The following is a 20,906-nucleotide window of genomic DNA, read 5'->3' on the forward strand; positions in this document are numbered from 1 at the left end:
TCAGGGCGTGGCGAGGAAGCGGAGCAGATCTTCGTTCACGCGCTCGGCATGGGTCATGAAAAGTCCGTGCGGGGCGCCTTCATAGGAAATCCAGGTCGAGCCCGGAATGGCGGCTGCGGCTTTCTCGCCGGAGATGCCAGCCGGAACGGCAGAATCGGCCGTGCCGTGGATCACCAGTGTCGGGACGGTGAAGGCCTGGAGGTCCGAACGGAAATCGGTCGTGCCCCACGCATCCACACAGTCCAGCGTGGCCATCGGACTGGCCATGCTAGCCAGCAGGAAGGACCAGTCCAGCACGCCCTGACTGACAGGGTGATGGAGCATGCTGACGCCGTAGAATTCGGGAATGAAGTCTTTCAGGAAGCCGAAACGGTCCTGACGGATTTTCTGCTTGATGCCGTCGAACACGGAGATGTCCACGCCCTTGGGATTGTCGGACGTCTTGAGCAGGAACGGCACGACGGACGACAGCAGAACGGTCTTGGAAATGCGCGAGCGGCCGTGGCGGCTCAGATAGCGGGCGACTTCACCGCCCCCCATAGAGAAGCCGACAAGCGTCGCATCCCACAGATCGAGCTGTTCGAGAATGACAGCCAGATCGTCGGCGAAGGTATCGTAGTCGTAGCAGTCGATCGGATGGCCGGACTGGCCAAAGCCGCGACGGTCATAGGTGATGACCCGATAACCCGCTTCCACCAGTGCCAGCGTCTGCTTTTCCCACATGTCCCCGGTTAAGGGCCATCCATGGATCAGGACAACGGGCTTGCCTGCGCCCATATCCTTGACGTGAAGGCTGGTTCCATCAGTGGCGGTGATATACGGCATGGTTCTGATCCTCGAAGGAGTTCATACGGGGATCAGAACTTGCTGCCGGGGTTTTGGTTGCGTGTCTTACCAGCCGTTTCCGCGCGGTGCGACGTAGCCGTTGCCGGTGGCGTCGCCGAGCTGGCCGGACTGCGTGTTGTTGCTGCCCTGATAGGATGATCCGAACTTGGACAGGTTTGCGCCCGTTACGGAATCACGTTCCACCCCGGCCTCGTGATCCGGATCCGGACCATGCTCGAAATCGTTGGACGGCGTATCGGAATAGCCCGGAGGCGGCTTGCGATGGCCGCGCGCACGGAAATGCTCGCCGCCGGTTGTGGCCTGCTGCTTGGCATCCGTCTGGCCCTGATCCGGCTGCACGGGAAGGGTCGTGCCGGAGGCATAAGGCTGACCGAATGTCGCGGTCTGGGCTTGTGCCGCCCCGGCCACCAGGGCAGTTGCCAGCAGGGCATGGCAGAAGAAACGGGAAGAGGACAACATGTGATCCAGTCCTTGGCCGATCATAACAATAAGACTGCCTTCCGGACGAGAGAGAACGTCATGTTCCGACATTCCCGGCAAGACGGCATATGACACTATAATCGGCCTGCTTTGAGCCGGGTTCAAGAGTTCTTTTCCCCTGACAGAGGCCGCAGAAGGCTCCCATATGAAAGTCATGCCGATATTCGAGAGGTTTTATCGCCGTTTGAAAGCGTCTGAGGAATAACCGGATGGAGGATCTTTTCGCCTCTCTGCGTCCCCGGACCGTTCTGGCGGAAGGTGCGGTATGGCTGCCCGGTTTTGCCTTGCCGGATGCCCCTGCGCTCCATCAGGCCATTGCGGATGTGAGCGCCGTCGCGCCCTTCCGGCATTTCCACACGCGCATGGGGTCGATGTCCGCCGCCATGACCTCCTGCGGAGCCTGCGGCTGGACGGCCGATCCATCCGGATACCGCTATACCCGGACCGATCCAGAAACCGGCGAGCCCTGGCCAGCAATGCCGGACGCACTTCGTCATCTTGCAATCCGGGCCGCATCGGAAGCGGGGTATGATGGCTTCGAACCGGAGTCCTGTCTCATTAACCGCTATATGCCGGGAGCGGGTATGGGGCTCCATCAGGATCGCGATGAGGGGCGGCCGGAAGCGCCGGTTGTGTCGGTTTCCCTTGGGATCCCGGCACGCTTTTCGTTTGGCGGCACGAGCCGGGGCGATCCGAAGCGTGTCATCGACCTTCTGGATGGGGATGTTGTGGTCTGGGGTGGAGCATCGCGCTTTGCATGGCACGGGGTCTCCCGCATTCGCGAAACATTCCATCCGCAGACAGGTGCCATGCGATACAATCTGACGTTTCGCGCTATCAACGTCGCGCTTTTTCGGCCATAACCAGCCCCCCGCAACTCCTGCATTCACATCCTTCCGGAGGGCATTTGATGCACCCCTCGAGCCAGACCCCGACGTCCACCAACACGATGTCCTGGTCTCCTGCAAGCTGGCGTTCCCGCCCCATCGTCCAGGCTCCATCCTATGCGGATGAAGCGGCGCTTGCTGCTGTCGAAGCTCGTCTGCATCGATATCCACCGCTGGTCTTTGCGGGGGAAGCCCGCCGTCTCAAGACGCGTCTGGCCGCGGCGTCGCGCGGGGAGGCCTTCGTCCTGCAGGGCGGCGCCTGTGCCGAGAGCTTCGACGAGTTCACTGCCGACATCGTGCGCGACACGTTCCGCGTCCTGCTCCAGATGGCGGTCGTGCTAACCTTCGCCGCCAAGGTTCCGGTCGTGAAGATCGGGCGCATGGCCGGACAGTACGCCAAGCCCCGCTCGTCCAATACCGAGACGATCAATGGCGTGACGCTGCCGTGCTATCGCGGTGACATCATTAACGGCCCGGAATTCACGCCCGAAGCCCGTATTCCCGATCCTCGCCGTATGGAAACCGGATATTTCCAGTCTGCCGGCGTGATGAACCTGCTCCGTGCTTTCGCGCATGGCGGTTACGCGAACCTGCATCAGGTCCATAGCTGGAATCTGGGCTTCGTGGAGCGCTCGCCGCTCGCCGCGCGCTATCAGGATCTGGCCCATCGCATTGACGAGACGCTGTCCTTCCTGCGTGCCTGCGGGTTCGACGGCTCGGCTTCGCAGATCGACGAGACGGAGTTCTACACGTCTCACGAAGCCCTGTTGCTGCCGTATGAACAGGCCCTGACCCGCGTGGACAGCACGAGCGGCGATTACTATGACTGCTCGGCGCATTTCCTGTGGATCGGTGACCGCACGCGCCAGCCGGATGGTGCGCATGTCGAGTTCCTGCGCGGTGTGCAGAACCCGATCGGTATCAAGGTGGGCCCGACGACAACGGTTGCAGATCTCGAGAAGCTGCTCGAAATCCTGAACCCGAATGACGAGGCCGGTCGCATCACGCTGATCTCGCGCATGGGCAAGGACAAGGTGCGCGAGCATCTGCCGCCGCTGCTCGATGCCGTGAACCGCACGGGCCGCACCGTGACCTGGCTGTGCGATCCGATGCATGGCAACACCACGACCACGTCCAGCAAGATCAAGACGCGCTCCTTCGACAACATCCTTGGCGAAGTTCTCGGCTTCTTCGACGTTTTCGAGGCTGCGGGTCGTCGTCCGGGCGGGATCCATCTTGAAATGACGGGTCAGGACGTCACGGAATGCATCGGCGGCGCACAGTGCCTTACCGAAGACGATCTGGCTGGTCGCTATGAAACATTCTGTGATCCGCGCCTTAATGCGGAGCAGTCCCTTGAAATGGCCTTCCTTCTTGCTCAGGAATTGACGGGACGAGCAGGAAAGAAATAATGACCGCTTCCGATCCCCAGAAGACTCCACAGGCCGCGCTCCGGCGCGCGCTTGGCACTCTCGGCCCGCTGGACGAGAAAACCATCGAAGCGCGGACGGACGCCTATTTCGGGCGAACGCGGCACATCGTGGAGCATTTCGGGGATTCCCGCGTCACCTATGCGGTGTTCATCCGCCGTCCGGTGATTGCGGCCTGCGGTCTGGTCACGCAGTGGCTGAAGAACGTGGCGGAAGCGCAGGGCTTCGACCTTGAATGCCGGGAAATGTACGCCGAAGGCGAGTGGGTCGGCGCGGGTGAACCGTTACTCTACCTGAGCGGCAGTTTCAGCCGTCTGGCGCCGTTGGAAACGCTGGTGCTCCAGCGGATCGGCTCGACCTGCGTGGCCGCACATAATGCCTATCAGATGGCCATGGCACTGCCCTCCATCCCGTTCCTTGCCATGGACGCCCGGCACTGCGCGGGCTTTGAGATGCAGGAACAGATGGCCTATGCGGCGGGTGTCGGCTCCCGCGCGGCCCGAAAGGAAGGCGCACGCGGCTTCATCGGCAACGCCAATGACGCCACGGCCGGTTTTTTCGGTCTCGAGGCAGGGCTGGGCACGATGCCCCATGCCCTGATCGGCTATGCAGGCTCCACGCTGCGTGCGGCGGAGATGTATGACGAGGTGTATCCGAATGATCCGCTGACGGTTCTGGTGGATTACTTCGGACAGGAAATCACGGATGCGCTCGCCGTCTGCCGCCGCTTTCCCGAACGTGCTGCGAAGGGTCATCTGAGTGTCCGTCTGGACACTCATGGCGGTCGCTTCCTTGAAGGACTGGACCCCCAGACCTCATATGGTGTGCTTGAGCGTCACACGCCGGGCACCATCCGCCGCTACCGTTCCGATCAGGAGCTGCGCGATCTGGTGGGCACGGGCGTGTCGGCGGCAGCAATCTGGCGCATGAGGGAGGCTCTGGACCATGCAGGGTTTCATCATGTCAGGATCGTTGCGTCTTCCGGATTCAACGTCGCCAAATGTTCGACGATGCGGGACGCTCATGCCCCGATCGACGTGATCGGCAGCGGGTCCTTCATTCCCGACCGCTGGTCCGAAACCTATGCAACGGCTGATATCGTGGCCTATGACGGGCAGCCCCGCGTCAAGCTCGGACGCGAGTTCCTGCTCCAGAAGGTCCGTGACAGCCACGAGACATCCAAGGACATTTCATGACCGACGATACGATTGACCCTGTCGAAGGCGCCCCCGAAAACGGCACTGAGGCGGGGACGTGGAACGTGCGCATCATCGACCTGTCAGGCGCGACGGAAGGCGAGGATGATACGGTCGAGGTGGTCAAGGACTTCATCGACCTGATGCACGCCAACGCCTATGCCCGCGCCTATGTTCGCGACAGCATCGAGCGCTGCCGGACGCCGGGTGCGAGCAGCAAGGAAGTCATCGAGAACTGGCTGGCGTTCGGTGAAAACGCCGAAGTCGTGGATGCCGGCGAAGATGGCTGGAAGTCCTCCACCGAGCTCGAAGACTTCGCGGCCAGCCGCGCCACGCCGATGGAGCGTGACTGGCGCGCCATTGATCCGCGTCGCCTGGTCGACGACGAGGAAATCAATGGTCCGCCGGATGAGGATGATGACGAAGATGACGAAAACCGTCACGAAGTGATCCGTCACTGAATATCCGCGCAAAGGATGGGGAGGCTCCCCATCCTTTGCGCGGCCTTCCTGAAAACCCGCTCTGGCAACGCGGCGCATCATGCGGCATTAAGGCGTCATGAAACTGCGCTTCGCTCCGTCCCCGACCGGTTACCTGCATGTTGGCAATGCGCGCCTTGCCGTCGCCAACTTCCTTTTCGCACGCCATAACGGCGCAAAATTCCTGCTGCGGATCGACGATACCGATACCAGCCGGGGCAAGCCCGAATATGAAGAGGCAATCGGCAAGGACCTGTCTTGGCTGGGGCTTAAATGGGACGAGTACGTCCGCCAGTCCGAGCGGCTGGACCGGTATGCCGAAGTCATTGAAAAGCTGAAGGCAACAGGCCGTCTTTATCCCTGCTTTGAAACGGAATACGAGCTGAACGCCAAGCGCGAAGCCCGCATCCGCTGCGGCAAGGCGCCCATCTACGACCGCGCCATGCTCAAGCTCACGGCCGATCAGCGTGCCCGCGCTGAAGCCAACGGCAAGACGCCGCACTGGCGCTTCCGCCTCAGCGATGGTAGCCGCAAGTGGAACGATCTCGTCATGGACGAGTGCTCGGTCAAGCTGACGGCCATTTCCGATCCGGTTCTGGTGCGTGGGGACGGCACGATCCTCTACACGCTGGCCTCCGTGATCGACGATCTGGACATGGGCATCACCCATATTGTCCGCGGCGAAGATCATGTGACCAATACCGGCGTGCAGATCGACATTGCCGAAGCCTTGGGTGCCAAGCCCAACCGCTTCACCTTCGCGCATCTGCCGCTGTTGCTGGATTCCGATGGCGGGAAGCTGTCGAAGCGGTTCGACTCGCTCGCGCTGAAATCCCTGCGTCAGGACGGGCTGGAGCCGATGTCGATCGTCTCTTATCTCGCCCGTGTGGGATCGTCGGATGATCCGCAGGTCATGACGATGGACGAGGCCGTGGCGGCTTATGACATCTCGCATGTTTCCAAGTCGGCCGCGCGGTTCGACATGACGCAGCTTCTCGCCCTGAACCGCCGTGCGCTGCACAGCCTGCCGTTCGAGGCTGCGAAGGCGCATCTTCCGCCAGAAGCCGACGAGACGTTCTGGAATGCCGTGCGCGGAAATGTGGACCTCTCCGCCGAGATCCCGCACTGGTGGGACGTGGTGCATGGCACGATCGTCCCGCCGTCCCAGCCCGAAGATCGTGAGTTTCTTCAGCAGGCCCTCGACACTCTGCCGGCCGAGCCGTGGGGCGAGGACACCTGGAAGGACTGGACCAATACGCTCAAGGAGGCCGCGGGCCGTAAGGGGCGTACCCTCTTCATGCCGCTGCGTCTGGCCCTGACGGGTGAAGATGCCGGTCCGGAACTGTACGTTCTGCTCGGCCTGATGGGGCGCGAACGCACGGTGGCCCGTCTGCGGGACGCCATTCAGGCCTGATCCTGTTGCCCGTCGCGCTTGCTGAAAAGCGCGACGGGCCTGTTTTTCAGATTGCCTTGACGGACCAGAAGGCGGTCCAGCTTTCGCCGGGCTTCAGGTGCAGAAGGCCGGGTTTCTGTGAAAAATCCCCCTTGAAACCGGCTGGCGTCGCATAGCCATACCAGGGCTCGATGCACAGGAAGTCCGCGCCCGGTTTCGTCCACAGACCAAGCTCTTTAAATCCGCCCCAGACGAAACGGAGACCTGCGCCGTCCGACCCGACCATGTCCATGGACCGGCTTTCGGGCTTCTCCATGATGAGAGCGTCTTTTTCAAAAAGCTTATCCGTCAGCGCAAGGACATTGTCCCGGACCGGCGTATGCTGTTTTTCCGGCAGAAGCAGGCCGTCAGCGCCAATACGACGGACGGGCAGCGGTTCGTCGTATTCAAAAATCAGCCGGTAGCTGTCTTTGGCGACACCCTCCTTCAGGGGCCAGCGAAACGCCGGGTGCGCGCCAAGCGAGGCATGGAGCGTGCTGGTGCTGTCCGGATTGTGCAGATGATACGAGACGCGCAGCGTGTTGTTCTCGATCAGATAGATCATCCGCAGCCGGAAGGCGGACGGGAAGAGCGCGCGGCTTTCGGCATCGTCCACCAGCTCCAGCGTACAGCCCTCGGGCGTCCGCGCGATCCAGCGGAAGGCCCGGTCCCGCGCCAGGCCGTGCTGTTTCAGCCGGACAGGCGTGCCATCGAGCGTGATCTCATGTTCGGGGAGCCTGCCGATGATCGGGAACAGGACCGGCGACTGTCTGGGCCATGCCGGTCCTGCGTTCCAGAGCAGATCGTCCGTCCCGTTGCTCAAGGCGACCAGTTCGGCGCCATGGCTTCTGACCGAGGCCTTCAGCAGGCCGGTCCCGAAATCATGTCTGTCGTCCGTCACGATATCCGTCATGGGATGTCTCCTGTCAGGGGGTAGGATCAGGCGTTTGCGGCGTATCGCCCGGCTCGGTCGTGTGGAAGCGACGGAAATCAACCTCCACGCGTCCATCCGGACGGTTGGCGATCATATCCGAAAAACGGTAGCCGTGTTTCACATGTCCGATTTCGTAGGCATGACGGGCGAAAACGGTCTGGGACGAGATTTCGTCCGTGCCGTCCATCGTGATGATGATTTCCGCGTTCTGATCAATCAGCGTCTCGGCTGACAGACCAAAAAGCGGGCTCTGTGCGTCGATCAGATGGGTCGCGTTCAGACTGATGCGAAAGATCGGCATGTGGGACTGCACCAGCGTAAGCCGGTCGAACCGCCGGACCAGACGTCCGCGCTCGTCCGGCATAAGGCGCGTGAGCGTCATCTCGATATTGGCGGACAGGATCAGGGTGCGGCGCTGGTTGGCGATGCGGATCGTGAGGGTGGGGATCACGTCGTCATAGGAGACGACCGCCACATGACTGAAGAGCACGCGGGCGCGGGGGCGGGAGAAGCGGGCGAAGACCAGCCCTGTGGCGAGCGCGTTCAGCATCATGCCTGCCAGAACTTCGAACGAGACGATGGTATTCGTCAGGCGTCCGACGGGCGACATGGTGCCGTAACCGACGGTCGAAATCGTTTGAACGCTAAAGAAAATGTCGTCGAGGAAATCCCCGTTTGGAACGCCGCTGACGCTGTGGGGGATGACGTAATACATCAGCGCAAAGGCGATATTGATGACCAGATAAAGCCCGATCGAGGCCCAGAAGAACATGAACCAGCTCATGGTCATCAGGGTATGATAGAGGTCTCCAAGAGCGCCGGAATCCAGACCTGTGCGGATGATGTCGCTGCGGCCGTTCTCTTCGAGGACATGCGCCCGGATCCTGTTGACCGTCTCGACGACGGTGGGATGTCCGTGCTGTGATTCTGGCGCCCCTGGATCAGGTCGGGCTTGCATCCGTTTCCGGTGGCGCCAGTGAATCATGGGGTCAGCTCCTGTTCCTGCGAGCGCTGCTCAGTTCGCTGACAACGCCGTGAAGGGTGCGAAGCTCCTGTTCCGTCACTTCGCCTCGGGTGAAGAAATGACGCAGGTTCCGCAACATTCCGGGGCGTTTCTGCTCATTTCTGAGGAAATTGGTCTCATCCAGATCACGGACGAGATGGGACATGAAATTCTCCATCTCCCCCTTCGTCGCCACATGCGTCTCGTTGGTCATGAGTTCGCGCGGTGGCGTCATGTCTTCGGTCAGGAACCACTCATAGGCCATGATCAGCACGGCCTGTGCGAGGTTCAGCGACATGAATTTCGGGTTGAGCGGATAGCGGACCAGCGTATCGGCGCGGGCCATATCCTCGTTATCCAGTCCGGCGCGCTCGGGTCCGAACAGGATACCGGTGCGCAGGCCACGGGTGGAGGCGACACGCAGTTCGGCGGCGGCACCTCGCGCAGTCATGACCGGCTTGACCACATGGCGCGGGCGCGGGCACGTCGCGAAAATGCGGTGCAGGTCGGCCACGGCATCGTCCACCGTCTCGAACACCTGAGCCGCGTCCAGGATCCGGTCCGCGCCCGACGATGCATACCAGGCGCGTTCCTGTGGCCAGCCGTCGCGCGGGGCGACAATGCGCAGATGAAACAGGCCGCCATTCGCCATGGCGCGCGCCGTCGTACCGATATTCTCGGCAAGCTGCGGGCGTACCAGGATCACAACCGGATCAAAATCTCCAAGGGGGCCGATATCCGCCCCGCCGTCACGTCCGGTCATGGTTACGTCTTCCGCCAGGTTGTGCCACCGGGGCCGTCTTCAAGGGTAATGCCATCTGCCGCAAGCTGTGCACGGATGGCATCGGCGCGGGCGAAATCGCGGGATTTGCGGGCTGAAAGACGCTCTTCGATCAGCTTTTCGATGGCGCCAGCATCCACACCGGACTGGAACCACTCTGCAGGCGTCACATTGAACAGACCCAGCATTTTTCCAGCGGCCAGCAGGCTTGAGGCAGAATCCTGATCGCCCTGCATGGCGGCATCCGCCAGCGGGTGAAGGGCGGCGATGGCCAGCGGCGTATTCAGATCATCGCATAGCGCGTCCATGACCGCTGCCGGAACAGCGGCACCCGGCTGGGCATCGCCGCGTTCAAGGGCACGGTACAGCCGGTCCAGAACCCGACGGGCTTCCTCCAGCTTGTCCCAGCTGAAATCCAGCGTGGAGCGGTACTGCGCGCCCAGATAGAGCAGGCGCAGCGGTTCTGCGGGGGAGCGATCCAGCACTTCGCGGATCGTGAAGAAATTGCCGAGCGATTTCGACATTTTCTCGCCGTTCGACAGCAGCATCCCGTTATGGACCCAGTGCGTGGCGAACCTGCCATGCGGATGGCAGCACATCGACTGCGCGCGTTCGTTCTCATGATGCGGGAACAGCAGATCGTCTCCGCCGCCATGAATGTCGAAGCTCTCGCCCAGATAACGGTGTGACATGGCCGAGCATTCGATATGCCAGCCTGGACGTCCGCGCCCATAGGGGCTGTCCCAGCCCGGCAGATCCGGCTCGGAGGGCTTCCACAGCACGAAATCGCCCGGATCGCGTTTGTAGGGTGCGACCTCAACACGCGCACCCGCGATCATGTCATCGAGCGAGCGTCCGGACAGCGCGCCATAGGACGGGAAACTGCGCACCGCAAACAGCACATGCCCTTCAGCTTCATAGGCATGTCCGGTTTCGATCAGCTGCGCGATCATCTCCAGCATATCGTCGATATGATGGGTGGCGCGGGGCTCGATATCGGGCGGCAGAATGAAGAGTGACGCGAGATCTTCATGAAAGGCTTGCGTCGTGCGTTCGGTCAGGGCGGAAATGTCCTCCCCGTTTTCTTTCGCGCGCGCGTTGATCTTGTCGTCCACGTCGGTGACGTTGCGGACGTAAGTGACGCGCGGATACAGTGTCCGCAGCAGACGGATGAGGATATCCGCGCACATCATGGCGCGCAGGTTGCCCAGATGCGCGCGGTCATAGACGGTCGGTCCGCAGAAATAGACGCGCACATTCCCGGGGTCGAGGGGCGTGAACGGTCGCTTTTCGCGAAGATGGGTGTCGTGCAGGCGGAGCACGTGTGCAGCAGGATCGGCCATATGCCGATCAATGCGCCAGCCTTGGTTCAGGTGCAACAGGCTTTGTTACTCTTGTCGGCAGGTTTGACGCCTGTATTAGGAGGGCATGAGCAGCACCTTTTCCAGTCATCCGCCGTCCGATCCGACAACTCCGCGCAGCCATGCCCTGACGCTCGTGCGGATTGCGCTGCCGCTGGCCCTGTCACAGCTCTCCGAAATGGCGATGGGCGTGACGGATACGGTCCTGCTCGGCGGTCTCGGGGTGACGGAACTTGCCATTGGCGGTCTGTCCAGCACGTTCTTCTTTACGACGATGGTGACGTTCCAGGCCGTTCTCGGCGGGGCAGGGGTGCTTCTGTCACATGGGCGCGGCGCTCAGGATCATGGCCGCACGTCCCATGACGGGCGCAGCGTCATGAGCGCGACGCTCGCGCTCGCCATCGCGGTCTTCATTCCGTGTGCCCTGCTGCTGGCATTTTCAAAAACCATCTTCACTTCCATCGGCGAACCGGCGGAAGTGATCACGCATGGCAGCCGCTTCATTGATATTCTGCTGCTGTCACTTCTGCCTGATCTGGCCGTTATCGGGGTGCTGCGTGTCGCGCTGCCGGCGCTGGGCGCCGAGACGCTGCTGCTCTGGATCATGCCGGCCATGGCGATCTGCAACGGGCTGACCAATGCGGCGCTGATCCACGGCTGGGCGGGGCTTCCCGCGATGGGGCTTTACGGTTCCGCAACGGCGACAACCCTGACTGGCTGGGTCGTCAGTTTTGCCCTGTTCGGCCTCTGTCTGACCCATGAGCGCGTGCGGGCGGTGCTGAAGCCCGCGCCCGTGCAGTGGGCCGTCATGAAGGATCTGCTGAAGCTGGGCGGTCCCATGATGATGGGAGCGGCGGCCGAAATCCTGATGTTCCAGATCACCAGTCTGCGCGCCGGTGAGCTCGGAACACACAGCCTCGCGGCCCATCAGGTGGCGGTCAATGTCAGTTCGCTGCTGTTTATGGTGTGTCTGGCGATCGGTCAGGCGACGAATGTGCGCGTGGCGTACTGGCGGGGAGCGGGCCGCATGGAGCAGGGCCGTCGTGCGGCTCTGACCGGAATCGGCATCGTCCTGATGTGGAGCTTGGCCACTTCCTCGCTGCTGCTGCTCTGGCCGGAAAAGATCCTGCCGCTCTATTTCTCGAATCGTGCGCCGGACCCCGAAACCACGGCGCTGGTCGTGACGCTTCTCAAAATTGCGGGGCTCTACCAGATCGCGGATGGCCTGCAATGCGTCTTCAGCGGCGCACTCCGGGGCTGCGGAGACGCCGTGACGCCGATGCTGATTGCCGTGGCAAGCTATGGTCTGGTCGGTCTGGTGTTCGGAGGATGGCTGGCCTTCCACCAGCATGTTGGTGTGGAAGGCCTCTGGATCGGCATGGCGCTGGCGCTGGCCACGACCTGTGTGGCCTTCGGGATCAGGCTGCTTCGCGTGATGCGCAAGCCCGTGCCTGCCACATCGTGAGCCCGTAGATCACCAGTCCCAGCGCAGAGAACAGCGCCCCGCCCCAGCCAACGGATCCCAGCCCGAGCCCTGAGCTGACCAGCACCGCCCCCAGCCATGCTCCGAAGGCATTGGCGAGATTGAACGCAGAGTGGTTGAGCGAGGCGGCGAGTGTCTGTGCATCCCCGGCGACTTCCATCAGGCGGGTCTGGAGGGCAGGGGAGAGCATGATGATCCCGGCCGGAACCAGAAAAGTGACCGGCAGCATGGCGTAGGGCGAGGGCAGCAGCAGCCAGAACCCCAGCATGAAGACAATGCTTGCCGCCAGGGAGACGATCACCGTCCGGTCGATGCTGCGGTCAACCATGGCTCCGCCAAACGCATTGCCCGACACCATGCCCAGTCCCCACACGACCTGATAGACGGCCACCAGCCAGCCCGGAAGCTGTGTGACCTCCGTCAGGCCGGTCGTCAGGAACGTGTAGATCCCGAAAAGCCCGCCAAACCCGACCGCGCTGGTCAGCAGCGTCAGCAGAACCTGCGGGCGTTTGAACGCACCGAGTTCGGTCAGTGCGGTTGCGCCCGGATGCGGCCTGTCACGCGGTGCGAAGAACCAGATCCCCACAAAGCATACGGCGCCCAGAGCCGCGATCGTGCCGTAGGCCACACGCCATCCCACGTGATTGGCGGCATAGGTCGAGAGGGGCGACCCGATAACAGTCGAAATCATGATGCCCGACAGCACCCGTCCGACCGCCCGTCCGCGTCGGGCACGCTCGACCATCGACGCGCCGATCAGAGCCGAAACGCCAAAGAAAGCCCCGTGAGGCAGGCCCGTGATGAAGCGCATGAGTTCGATGCCCGCGAAGCTGGGCATCAGGATGCTGCCTATATTGCCCGCGACGAACAGGCATAACAGGCAGAGCAGGAGCGTGCGGCGTGGCAAACGCGCCCCCAGGATCGCAATCAGCGGGGCTCCGATGACGACGCCCATGGCATAGGCCGAAATAGCCCAGCTTGCCTGCGAAATGGTGATGTTCAGGGAGTGCGAGAATTCCGGCAGCAGACCCATCATGGCGAATTCGCCGGTGCCGATGGTGAATGTTGCCAGCATGAGGGACAGCATGGCCGGTCCGACACCGTGGGGTGGGCGCACCCGTTCGACGTCGAGAGGTTCGATGGAGTCCATAAGGGGAATTCCGGGAATGGAGGTCAGGACCGTCCTGCCAGTACCGGATCGTGAAACGCAGTCGCGGCTCCCCATCTCGGAGGAGCCGCGACGAACAGATCAGTTCTCGGTCGGCAGTCGGATGGTCTGACCCGGATAAATGTCATCCTTGGCCGTGACAAGCGGTTGATTTGCGTCAAGCAGCTCATCGCCGGTGATGTCCTGCGGCAGCTTGTCAGCCACTTCGTCCAGCGTTTTGCTCGTCTTGATTTCCAGAAACTCCGGCTCCGGCGTTCCGGCCGGAACGGCGATTTCGGCTTCAACCGCCGAGACGCCCGCGACATTGCCTGCCGCAAGGATCATCTGGTCGCGGTCCTTGGCGTTGTCCGCCTTGCCACGCAGATAGATCGTGCGGTCGTCGATCACCAGGTGGGACATGTGCATCTGGGCGAGGCCGAATCTTTTGAAGGCACGCTTGATGACGCTCTCCCCGGGCTTGGGGGGCAGAGGCGCATCAAGGGACTGCACCAGTCCTTCGAGGGAACCTTCGCCGATACGGCCGGCTTTGGGATTGAAGCGGTAGGTTTTCATGCGGAAACTCGAAAAAACGTGTTGCTCCCCTTCAGGAGTGCTCGGGAAAAAGCGAAGGGGAGTTCCGGACAGTTAGCGCAGCCGGAGTTGATGTGGTTGCGTACTTTCCGCGCCCCCACTGCAAGAAAATGACATAGCTTGCAAGCAGGTTTTGATTGACCCCGTCCGGGGACTCCTGTAGGCGCGACGGCACAGCCGGAAACGTGGACGTACCGGCCGGTCCAACAGCGCGGGAGTCTGCAATCCCGCCGGTCCGGCATCTGGGTGCGCGCCCGCCCTTTCCAATCCGGGAGAGGGCCTACCGGCACAACAAAACGGACCGCCATGCAGCATGGGGCGGTTCTGATGAGTACAGGGGTCAACCCATGTCAAAGCGTCTTGAGAGCAAGTACAAGATCAACCGTCGCCTCGGCGTCAACCTGTGGGGCCGTGCCAAGTCCCCGGTCAACCGTCGCGAATACGGCCCCGGCCAGCACGGTCAGCGCCGCAAGCAGAAGCCGTCCGACTTCTCCATCCAGCTGATGGCCAAGCAGAAGCTCAAGGGCTACTACGGCAACATCAGCGAGAAGCAGTTCCGCAAGTATTATGACGAAGCCGTCCGTCGCAAGGGCGATACGTCCGAGAACCTGATCGGTCTGCTCGAGCGTCGTCTGGACGCCGTTGTGTACCGTCTGAAGTTCGCGATCACGCCGTTCGCATCGCGTCAGTTCATCAGCCACGGCCATGTTACGGTCAACGGCAAGAAGGTGAACATCCCGTCCTACCTCGTGAAGGAAGGCGACGTCATCGAAGTCCGCTCCACCTCCAAGCAGCTCGCCATTGTGCTCGACGCTGTCCAGACGGGTGAGCGCGACACGCCGGAATACGTTGAAGTCGATCACCGCCAGATGAAGGGCACGTTCCTGCGTGTTCCCGTTCTTTCGGACGTGCCGTACCCGGTGCAGATGGAACCGAACCTGGTCGTCGAGTTCTACTCCCGCTGATCCTGAGCCGGGCTTTATTGCCCGGATCGGAATGCGACCGGAAAAAGCCGGATGGGTTCTCCCATCCGGCTTTTTTTTGTGCCCGAGCCGCAGGCTGCCGTATCCTGTTGCACGGATAGTCTACTGGTCATTACTGTTGCATGACGTTTGCAAAGGATCCGGGGATGCGCGCTCTTACCGCTGCGGGATTAAGCCTGATGCTTCCGGCACTGCTCAGTGCGCCTGCCCTTTCCCGAGGGATCAATACTTTTGTCCCGCCAGTGCACGTCCCGGTCGACCTTCCACGGAATTACGCCGTGACGTCTGCGCAAACCTCTGAAGGTTCCGGGCATTATGTGGACGCCCCGCAGGCACGGGCCATGGCGCCGCCCCCACTCCGTCTCACGCGTGCAGGAAAAGCCTGGCAGTTCCTGCGCAGCGTTCTGCCCGGCGGGAAGGGAGATATCTCTAATTCTGGCAGTCTACATGACCCTGTTTCAGGGAGCGCCATCGGGAAATTCGGCGAGGCCTATGCAACATCCGGCCCGATGGGAAGCGGGATCGCACCCCATGGGAACACCGTGGACTAGGAAGAGGTGCCGCCAAACCGGCATTTCCCGGAAGAGTAGCCCTCCGGTCTCTTGACGGGGCAGGGGTCCTTCTGCACATTGCCGCCTCCCGATGGAATAGGCTTCGATCAGGGTTGTCCTCTGCTTCTGCTGCCCGGTGATCTGCCTGCCTGGGCACTCTGTCTGGGCACCATGAAGGTTCCAGTCCCGGGTCTTTCTTTTTACCGGAGGCATCATGTCAGAGGCATTGAGCGCAGAAATTAACCGCGAGATCGCACGTCGGCGCACCTTTGCCATCATCTCCCATCCGGATGCCGGTAAGACGACCCTGACCGAACGCATCCTGCGGGCGGGTGGTGCGATCCAGATGGCGGGCAATGTCCGCGCCAAGGGTGAGCGCCGCCGCACGAAGTCCGACTGGATGGGCATCGAGCGCGACCGTGGCATTTCCGTCGTGACCTCTGTCATGACCTTCGAATATGGCGACTGCGTCTTCAACCTGCTCGACACGCCGGGCCATGAAGACTTCTCCGAAGACACCTACCGTACCCTGACGGCCGTGGATTGTGCGGTCATGGTCATCGACGCTGCGAAGGGTATCGAAGAGCGGACACGCAAACTGTTCGAAATCTGCCGTCTGCGCGACATTCCCATCGTCACCTTCATCAACAAGATGGACCGTGAAGCGCAGGACTGTTTTGCGCTGCTCGACGAAATTGCCAACACGCTCGCGCTGGACACGTCCCCGGCGACATGGCCGATCGGACGCGCGGCCAAGTTCATCGGCACGTATGACCTGCGGACGCAGGAAGTGCACACAAAAGAACCCGTCGGCGAGGATGATCCCCGCATTGTCCAGATGCGCGAGGAAGTCGAACTGGCCGAAGCCGCATTGCCTGAGTTCGACCGGGAATCCTTCGATGCCGGCCATTTGTCCCCGGTCTTCTTCGGTTCTGCCATGAAGGAAATCGGCGTCACGGATCTTCTCGACGCGCTCGTCGCCTACGGCCCTGCACCCCGTGCGCAGCAGACCGAAACGCGCGAGGTCAAGGCCTCCGAAGATCAGGTTACGGCGCTGATCTTCAAGATTCAGGCCAACATGGACCCGAACCATCGAGACCGTATGGCCTTCGCCCGTGTGTGTTCCGGTCGTCTGACCCGCGGGATGCGCCTCAGGCATGTCCGGACCGGCAAGCAATTTGCCCTGCATACGCCGCAGTTCTTCTTCGCCCGTGACAGGCAACTGGCGGAAGAAGCCTTTGGCGGTGATGTCGTGGGTATTCCGAACCACGGCACATTGCGGATCGGCGATACGCTGAGCGAGAGCGAAGATCTGCGTTTTACGGGCGTGCCGCACTTCGCGCCCGAAATTCTGCGCCGTGTCCGTCTCGATGACGCGATGAAGGCCAAGAAGCTTCGTCAGGCTCTCGTGGAGTTGGCCGAGGAAGGCGTGGTTCAGCTCTTCCGCCCGCAGGACGGCCTTTCGCCGATCGTGGGTGTGGTCGGAACGCTTCAGCTTGACGTGCTCCAGTCCCGTCTTCTGGGCGAGTATGGTGTGACCATCGGTTTCGAGAGCACGCCCTACTCGCTGGCCCGCTGGGTGACCGGAGACCGCGCCAAGATCGAGATGTTCCAGGACATGAACCGCTCCGCCATGGCCGATGATCTGGATGGAGATCCGGTTTTCCTCGCAACATCCTCCTTCATGATGCGCCGGACTATCGAGATGAACCCCGATCTGGCGTTTCACGACATCAAGCAGATCGGCATGTCAGCCGTCTGAGAAGAAAACCCCACTTTGCAAGGAGCGGGGTTTTCTTCTTACAGTCCCATCAGGGACAGGATGTCGGCAAAATTCCGGATAGAGGCGCTCTGCACAACCAGTGTTCGTCCGATCTGGAGCGCTTTTTGGCGTGCGAGTAGGCGCGCTGCCTCCGTGTTGCACAGCCCATAATCGGCCACCTGTGCAAACCCGACCGTGCGCCGGATCATCTCGAGCCCGCAGAACCCTGCCGTATCGCGCAGGATGCCGTTCAGGAATGTCTCGATCAGGTCCTGACGAGCCGCAGGGCCGGAAAGCGCCCACAGATCGCCACCTTCCTTCGAGAGGCTGGAGCGCAGTTCTTTTGAGAAGCTCTGCCAGAAGGCCAGCATTTCGCTTCGAAGCATCGTAGCCTTGTGGGGTGCTGCGCAGAGATGCAGCGCCAGATTGCCCAGATAAAGCCCGCAATCGAATCCGATCGGCCCCATCGTCGCGAATTCGCCATCAATGACGCGCACATCCGAACCGTCCAGCATGATGGAACCGGTATGCAGGTCGCCGTGAAGGAGCGCCTGTCTTACCGTCAGAAAGCGCTCCTGAAGTCGGCCGACAGCAAGATGCAGCGTCTGGTCGTTTTGAAGCGCTTTCACATCCTCACACAGACCGGCTTCCGGCGCCGGATTGCGGCCGCAGACGCGATACGGGTCCGTCAGGATCAGATCGACCGTAATGCGGGTGAGGGCGGTATTGCCGGAGAACTGCTCCAGCAGGCGCGCGCCCGTTTCGAATGGCTGGTTCGCCCATCCCGTCGCCTGCACCGTTCTGGCGACATACGTCCCGATGACGGCAGAAAATCCCGGCACGGCCCGATCCGCGATCAATGCCGATCGCAGGACTTCATGGACCGTCAGGCATTCCATGACGATCAGAAACAGATCGGCATCATAGGCGAACAATTCCGGCATCAGCCCCGGAACTGCAGGCGCCACAGTCTGCATATAGCGCGATTCATACAGAGCCCGCTCCAGCGGCATGGGCCAGTCCGGCGCCACGCGGACATGAGGCAGCGCCTGTTTGCAGCACAGTGCCCCCGTCGGACCCGTGACCAGAAATACCGTGTTGAGGTTGCCGTCGCTGACCTCCCGGATGGTCCAGTCCGCAGCCTCACCCCCCAGCCGCTCTGGTAGATCCGGCTGCTGTGCAAGCCATTCCCGCAGCCCCGCAGCGTCCAGAATATGATAGGTCATCGGTTTTGCTCCAGCATGGCGGAGAGAGTTGGGACGAGAGGCGTGGGTAGTGTCATCTCAGGCCGGATCAGCATCAATGTTTGATATTCCGCATTGCCCAGACGGCTGCAACGCTCTTTCAGCGTTTCGAAATCCAGGGTGGTGGTGATCTCCATCCCGACATCCACGATATGCGTCTGCGGATGTTCACAGGCCAGAAGGCAGCGTCCGACCTGACATTCCCTTTCTGAAATCCCCAGTTCTTCAAGACATTCCGCCATCAACTGTGCGCCCAGATCAATCTGTGTCTCGCCATCACGGCTTTCCACATTTCCCGCCGGTGCGCCCTGCCAGTAGCCGGGTAGATAGATGGACTTCTCCGACCGCTGCCCGATCACGATCCCATCCGTCGTCTGAAGCAGGCCCACAACCGCCAGCGGACGCAGAATTTCGGAGCCATAAAGGTCAGGCTCCTGCATCTGGGCCAGAACCCGCCGGTATTCCGACCAGTGCCCGCTGATGATCTCTGCTCCGATCACATCGGCACAGAAAACGCGCCCGTTATAGAGTGTGGGATGTTTTGCCAGCGCTGTGTTCCAGTGCGATGTCACACGGCTTTCGATCTCCGGAGACAGGTCCGGCATTCCCCGCTCAACCCGGACCATGACCTGAGGGGCTAAAGGGGTTATGGGCCATGCGGATCGGAAATCAGGCATCGGTCGCTCCGGACAGGACGGCGGAAAGAGCTCTTCCATGGACCGGAATCCTCGGGCCCGCAACGCCTCTCAGGGCATATCCAGCCGGACCGAAACCGGGCAGTGATCCGAAAGTCCGGCGGGGATCGTATCGTTTCTGTAAGTCATGACCCGCAGGCTGTCCGGCACGAGCCAGTTGCGTGCTGCATTTCCCAGCAGGATATGGTCGATGAAATATTCGCCGCCCCAGCAGGGACTGGCCTTACCCGCAGTCGTCAGTGTCACGGGCGTTTCAGTCTCGATCTGCTGCATCAGGGGGTCATGCAGCGTCAGGCGCCGGTTGAAATCTCCCAGAACGGCATAGGCCTCGCCCTCGTCCTGTCGTTCGAGCATCCAGTCCTGCATAACGCGAACCTGCTGGTACAGGGTAGGGCAAGAGTGCTGACGCTGGTTCAGCGGCTGGTCCCAGCATCCCGTCTTGAGATGCACGACAAGCAGGCGCAAACTAGCATGCGCGTCGCTGATGGTGACATCCAGCCCGCCGCGGAGTTGATGGGGCGCGCTGGGTGCCGCGACATTGAGGGCAGAGAGTTCTTCATTGACTGTTACACGCAGATCGCGCCGTACGGCGACCCCCACCCTCTGCACCACCGCATCAGGCGTCATGACGATCTGGTATGTTTTGGGGCTGAAAACGCGGGAAGCGACGATCGGACCGTCCACTTCCTCAAAGGCCACAACATCTGAATCCAGATGCCTGGCATAGGCCGCGAGCTTTGAAAAATTGCGATGCTCTCCACCTGGAACATCATCGGGCAGCGCCTCATCGCCCGAAGGGCGCAGGGTCAGCCAATCCATGTTCCAGGTCGAGAGTTTCAGAATATGTGCTGAAGCCGTTCCCATGCTGCCGATCCCGATGAGACCGGCCAGCATGGAAGCAGTGGCCTGTTTCAGGCCGCCTGTCCTTCGGTGGCGCACATTTCCTCAAGCACGTTCTCGACGGAGCGTGTCTTGCGGGTGCTCTCATCAATGATGAGGATCTCGCCCTTGGGAATATCGTAGAACCAGCCCTGAAGCTTCAGTTCGCCCTGCGCCAGTGCCCGTACGACGGCAGGGTGGGTGCGAAGATGCACAAGCTGGAGCATGACGTTGTATTCGGCCAGAGAACGGATATCTTCCGGACCGGCATCTTCGGCCTTGAGATTCCCAAGGGCCGCACGGGCCGCTTCGCCATGACGCATCCAGCTCTTGACCGTCGGAAGATTGTCCAGCTTTGGGGAATTCAGATCCATCAGGGCGCCCATGGCGCCACAGTTGGAATGCCCGCAGATAATGACGTTCTTCACCTTGAGCGCACCGACCGCATATTCGATCGCGGACGATACTCCGCCTAGCATTTCGCCATAAGCCGGCACGATATTGCCGACATTGCGTACGATGAACAGCTCACCCGGCTCTGTCTGGGTGATGAGACTTGGGCTGATCCGGCTGTCTGCGCAGGTGATGAACAGGGTTGATGGAGACTGGCTGGAGGCCAGGCTCTCGAACAGTTCTGCACTCTCGGGATAAACGTCGGTTTCGAATTTCCGGACGCCGCCCAGCAGTTTCGCCAGAGTATCACGACCACAGGCCATGGTGTTCTCCTTCATCTTGAACTACC

21 protein-coding genes are annotated in these 20,906 nt (G+C 61.4%); 9 read left to right on the forward strand and 12 right to left on the reverse strand.

The features are described from left to right. Both A0U94_RS02945 and A0U94_RS02950 read right to left on the reverse strand, forming a co-directional pair. Window positions 1-825 (reverse strand): alpha/beta fold hydrolase, encoded by an 825-nt coding sequence (locus A0U94_RS02945; protein ID WP_062033674.1) that lies wholly within the window; start codon window positions 823-825, stop codon window positions 1-3. A gap of 66 nt (window positions 826-891) precedes the next feature. Continuing rightward, window positions 892-1,305 (reverse strand): hypothetical protein, encoded by a 414-nt coding sequence (locus A0U94_RS02950; RefSeq protein WP_174694416.1) that lies wholly within the window; start codon window positions 1,303-1,305, stop codon window positions 892-894. Window positions 1,306-1,535: 230 nt separating this feature from the next. Here A0U94_RS02950 and alkB point away from each other — a divergent pair, with 230 nt between their 5' ends. From alkB to gltX, 5 genes are all read left to right on the forward strand, one after another. After that, window positions 1,536-2,189 (forward strand): DNA oxidative demethylase AlkB, encoded by a 654-nt coding sequence (alkB, locus tag A0U94_RS02955; protein WP_077802397.1) that lies wholly within the window; start codon window positions 1,536-1,538, stop codon window positions 2,187-2,189. Between the two features lie 47 nt (window positions 2,190-2,236). Next, complete coding sequence (locus tag A0U94_RS02960; protein ID WP_062033665.1) at window positions 2,237-3,625, forward strand: class II 3-deoxy-7-phosphoheptulonate synthase; 1,389 nt, start codon at window positions 2,237-2,239, stop codon at window positions 3,623-3,625. Further along, window positions 3,625-4,839 carry a beta/alpha barrel domain-containing protein gene (locus A0U94_RS02965; RefSeq protein WP_062033662.1) on the forward strand — a complete coding sequence of 405 codons (1,215 nt, stop codon included), beginning with the start codon at window positions 3,625-3,627 and terminating at the stop codon, window positions 4,837-4,839. Before A0U94_RS02960 ends, A0U94_RS02965 begins: the two co-directional genes overlap by 1 nt. Continuing rightward, window positions 4,836-5,300, forward strand: coding sequence for a hypothetical protein (locus tag A0U94_RS02970; protein WP_062033659.1), 465 nt, complete (start codon window positions 4,836-4,838; stop codon window positions 5,298-5,300). Before A0U94_RS02965 ends, A0U94_RS02970 begins: the two co-directional genes overlap by 4 nt. Before the next feature lie 97 nt (window positions 5,301-5,397). Beyond that, on the forward strand, window positions 5,398-6,732 hold the full coding sequence (gltX, locus tag A0U94_RS02975) for a glutamate--tRNA ligase (RefSeq protein WP_077802398.1): 1,335 nt from the start codon (window positions 5,398-5,400) through the stop codon (window positions 6,730-6,732). Window positions 6,733-6,778: 46 nt separating this feature from the next. Here the strand turns inward: gltX and A0U94_RS02980 are convergent, their stop codons facing one another. The 4 genes from A0U94_RS02980 to cysS are packed head-to-tail and all read right to left on the reverse strand — an operon-like array spanning window position 6,779 to window position 10,811. Beyond that, the gene (locus A0U94_RS02980; RefSeq protein ID WP_077802399.1) at window positions 6,779-7,663 is read right to left on the reverse strand and encodes an aldose 1-epimerase family protein; all 885 of its coding nucleotides are present in this window, start codon (window positions 7,661-7,663) and stop codon (window positions 6,779-6,781) included. 13 nt (window positions 7,664-7,676) lie between these two features. Beyond that, the gene (locus A0U94_RS02985) at window positions 7,677-8,669 is read right to left on the reverse strand and encodes an ion channel (RefSeq protein WP_244178055.1); all 993 of its coding nucleotides are present in this window, start codon (window positions 8,667-8,669) and stop codon (window positions 7,677-7,679) included. 4 nt (window positions 8,670-8,673) lie between these two features. Then, a complete protein-coding gene (locus tag A0U94_RS02990; protein ID WP_062033653.1) occupies window positions 8,674-9,450 on the reverse strand; it encodes an RNA methyltransferase in 777 nt (258 codons plus the stop codon). A gap of 2 nt (window positions 9,451-9,452) precedes the next feature. Then, window positions 9,453-10,811, reverse strand: a complete 1,359-nt coding sequence (cysS, locus tag A0U94_RS02995) for a cysteine--tRNA ligase (protein WP_077802400.1) — start codon at window positions 10,809-10,811, stop codon at window positions 9,453-9,455. 85 nt (window positions 10,812-10,896) lie between these two features. Here cysS and A0U94_RS03000 point away from each other — a divergent pair, with 85 nt between their 5' ends. Beyond that, window positions 10,897-12,294 (forward strand): MATE family efflux transporter, encoded by a 1,398-nt coding sequence (locus A0U94_RS03000; protein ID WP_077802401.1) that lies wholly within the window; start codon window positions 10,897-10,899, stop codon window positions 12,292-12,294. Here the strand turns inward: A0U94_RS03000 and A0U94_RS03005 are convergent. Continuing rightward, on the reverse strand, window positions 12,248-13,462 hold the full coding sequence (locus tag A0U94_RS03005) for an MFS transporter (protein ID WP_077802402.1): 1,215 nt from the start codon (window positions 13,460-13,462) through the stop codon (window positions 12,248-12,250). The two genes, A0U94_RS03000 and A0U94_RS03005, sit on opposite strands and share 47 nt — an antisense overlap. A gap of 99 nt (window positions 13,463-13,561) precedes the next feature. Continuing rightward, complete coding sequence (locus A0U94_RS03010) at window positions 13,562-14,032, reverse strand: BON domain-containing protein (RefSeq protein ID WP_062033644.1); 471 nt, start codon at window positions 14,030-14,032, stop codon at window positions 13,562-13,564. 365 nt (window positions 14,033-14,397) lie between these two features. On the opposite strand from A0U94_RS03010, the gene rpsD reads away from it, so the two are divergent. The 3 genes from rpsD to A0U94_RS03025 all read left to right on the forward strand — a co-directional run bounded on the left by rpsD (window position 14,398) and on the right by A0U94_RS03025 (window position 17,346). Then, complete coding sequence (gene rpsD / locus A0U94_RS03015; RefSeq protein ID WP_062033641.1) at window positions 14,398-15,015, forward strand: 30S ribosomal protein S4; 618 nt, start codon at window positions 14,398-14,400, stop codon at window positions 15,013-15,015. Window positions 15,016-15,179: 164 nt separating this feature from the next. Further along, on the forward strand, window positions 15,180-15,584 hold the full coding sequence (locus A0U94_RS03020; protein ID WP_077803808.1) for a hypothetical protein: 405 nt from the start codon (window positions 15,180-15,182) through the stop codon (window positions 15,582-15,584). Between the two features lie 214 nt (window positions 15,585-15,798). Beyond that, the gene (locus tag A0U94_RS03025) at window positions 15,799-17,346 is read left to right on the forward strand and encodes a peptide chain release factor 3 (RefSeq protein ID WP_077802403.1); all 1,548 of its coding nucleotides are present in this window, start codon (window positions 15,799-15,801) and stop codon (window positions 17,344-17,346) included. 38 nt (window positions 17,347-17,384) lie between these two features. Here the strand turns inward: A0U94_RS03025 and mtnK are convergent, their stop codons facing one another. From mtnK to A0U94_RS03045, 4 genes are all read right to left on the reverse strand, one after another. After that, window positions 17,385-18,572 (reverse strand): S-methyl-5-thioribose kinase, encoded by a 1,188-nt coding sequence (mtnK, locus tag A0U94_RS03030; RefSeq protein WP_077802404.1) that lies wholly within the window; start codon window positions 18,570-18,572, stop codon window positions 17,385-17,387. Further along, window positions 18,569-19,267, reverse strand: a complete 699-nt coding sequence (locus tag A0U94_RS03035) for an NUDIX hydrolase (RefSeq protein ID WP_077802405.1) — start codon at window positions 19,265-19,267, stop codon at window positions 18,569-18,571. Before A0U94_RS03035 ends, mtnK begins: the two co-directional genes overlap by 4 nt. A 69-nt stretch (window positions 19,268-19,336) precedes the next feature. After that, window positions 19,337-20,179, reverse strand: coding sequence for an exonuclease/endonuclease/phosphatase family protein (locus A0U94_RS03040; RefSeq protein WP_062033625.1), 843 nt, complete (start codon window positions 20,177-20,179; stop codon window positions 19,337-19,339). A 17-nt stretch (window positions 20,180-20,196) separates the two neighbouring features. After that, on the reverse strand, window positions 20,197-20,880 hold the full coding sequence (locus A0U94_RS03045; protein WP_062033621.1) for a carbonic anhydrase: 684 nt from the start codon (window positions 20,878-20,880) through the stop codon (window positions 20,197-20,199). Window positions 20,881-20,906: the final 26 nt, after the last annotated feature.

It is taken from the genome of Gluconobacter albidus, from assembly GCF_002005485.1.
Lineage (GTDB): Bacteria > Pseudomonadota > Alphaproteobacteria > Acetobacterales > Acetobacteraceae > Gluconobacter > Gluconobacter albidus.

Excerpts from the sequence above, each read along its gene's own strand:
- rpsD (WP_062033641.1), top strand. The coding sequence starts at position 14,398 with ATGTCAAAGCGTCTTGAGAGCAAGTACAAGATCAACCGTCGCCTCGGC.
- A0U94_RS02965 (WP_062033662.1), top strand. The coding sequence starts at position 3,625 with ATGACCGCTTCCGATCCCCAGAAGACTCCACAGGCCGCGCTCCGGCGC.
- A0U94_RS02960 (WP_062033665.1), top strand. The coding sequence starts at position 2,237 with ATGCACCCCTCGAGCCAGACCCCGACGTCCACCAACACGATGTCCTGG.
- A0U94_RS02970 (WP_062033659.1), top strand. The coding sequence starts at position 4,836 with ATGACCGACGATACGATTGACCCTGTCGAAGGCGCCCCCGAAAACGGC.
- A0U94_RS03045 (WP_062033621.1), bottom strand. The coding sequence starts at position 20,880 with ATGGCCTGTGGTCGTGATACTCTGGCGAAACTGCTGGGCGGCGTCCGG.
- A0U94_RS02990 (WP_062033653.1), bottom strand. The coding sequence starts at position 9,450 with ATGACCGGACGTGACGGCGGGGCGGATATCGGCCCCCTTGGAGATTTT.
- mtnK (WP_077802404.1), bottom strand. The coding sequence starts at position 18,572 with ATGACCTATCATATTCTGGACGCTGCGGGGCTGCGGGAATGGCTTGCA.
- A0U94_RS03035 (WP_077802405.1), bottom strand. The coding sequence starts at position 19,267 with ATGCCTGATTTCCGATCCGCATGGCCCATAACCCCTTTAGCCCCTCAG.
- A0U94_RS02980 (WP_077802399.1), bottom strand. The coding sequence starts at position 7,663 with ATGACGGATATCGTGACGGACGACAGACATGATTTCGGGACCGGCCTG.
- cysS (WP_077802400.1), bottom strand. The coding sequence starts at position 10,811 with ATGGCCGATCCTGCTGCACACGTGCTCCGCCTGCACGACACCCATCTT.
- A0U94_RS02945 (WP_062033674.1), bottom strand. The coding sequence starts at position 825 with ATGCCGTATATCACCGCCACTGATGGAACCAGCCTTCACGTCAAGGAT.
- A0U94_RS02950 (WP_174694416.1), bottom strand. The coding sequence starts at position 1,305 with ATGTTGTCCTCTTCCCGTTTCTTCTGCCATGCCCTGCTGGCAACTGCC.
- A0U94_RS03000 (WP_077802401.1), top strand. The coding sequence starts at position 10,897 with ATGAGCAGCACCTTTTCCAGTCATCCGCCGTCCGATCCGACAACTCCG.
- A0U94_RS03020 (WP_077803808.1), top strand. The coding sequence starts at position 15,180 with ATGCGCGCTCTTACCGCTGCGGGATTAAGCCTGATGCTTCCGGCACTG.
- A0U94_RS03010 (WP_062033644.1), bottom strand. The coding sequence starts at position 14,032 with ATGAAAACCTACCGCTTCAATCCCAAAGCCGGCCGTATCGGCGAAGGT.
- gltX (WP_077802398.1), top strand. The coding sequence starts at position 5,398 with ATGAAACTGCGCTTCGCTCCGTCCCCGACCGGTTACCTGCATGTTGGC.
- alkB (WP_077802397.1), top strand. The coding sequence starts at position 1,536 with ATGGAGGATCTTTTCGCCTCTCTGCGTCCCCGGACCGTTCTGGCGGAA.
- A0U94_RS03005 (WP_077802402.1), bottom strand. The coding sequence starts at position 13,462 with ATGGACTCCATCGAACCTCTCGACGTCGAACGGGTGCGCCCACCCCAC.
- A0U94_RS03025 (WP_077802403.1), top strand. The coding sequence starts at position 15,799 with ATGTCAGAGGCATTGAGCGCAGAAATTAACCGCGAGATCGCACGTCGG.
- A0U94_RS03040 (WP_062033625.1), bottom strand. The coding sequence starts at position 20,179 with ATGCTGGCCGGTCTCATCGGGATCGGCAGCATGGGAACGGCTTCAGCA.
- A0U94_RS02985 (WP_244178055.1), bottom strand. The coding sequence starts at position 8,669 with ATGATTCACTGGCGCCACCGGAAACGGATGCAAGCCCGACCTGATCCA.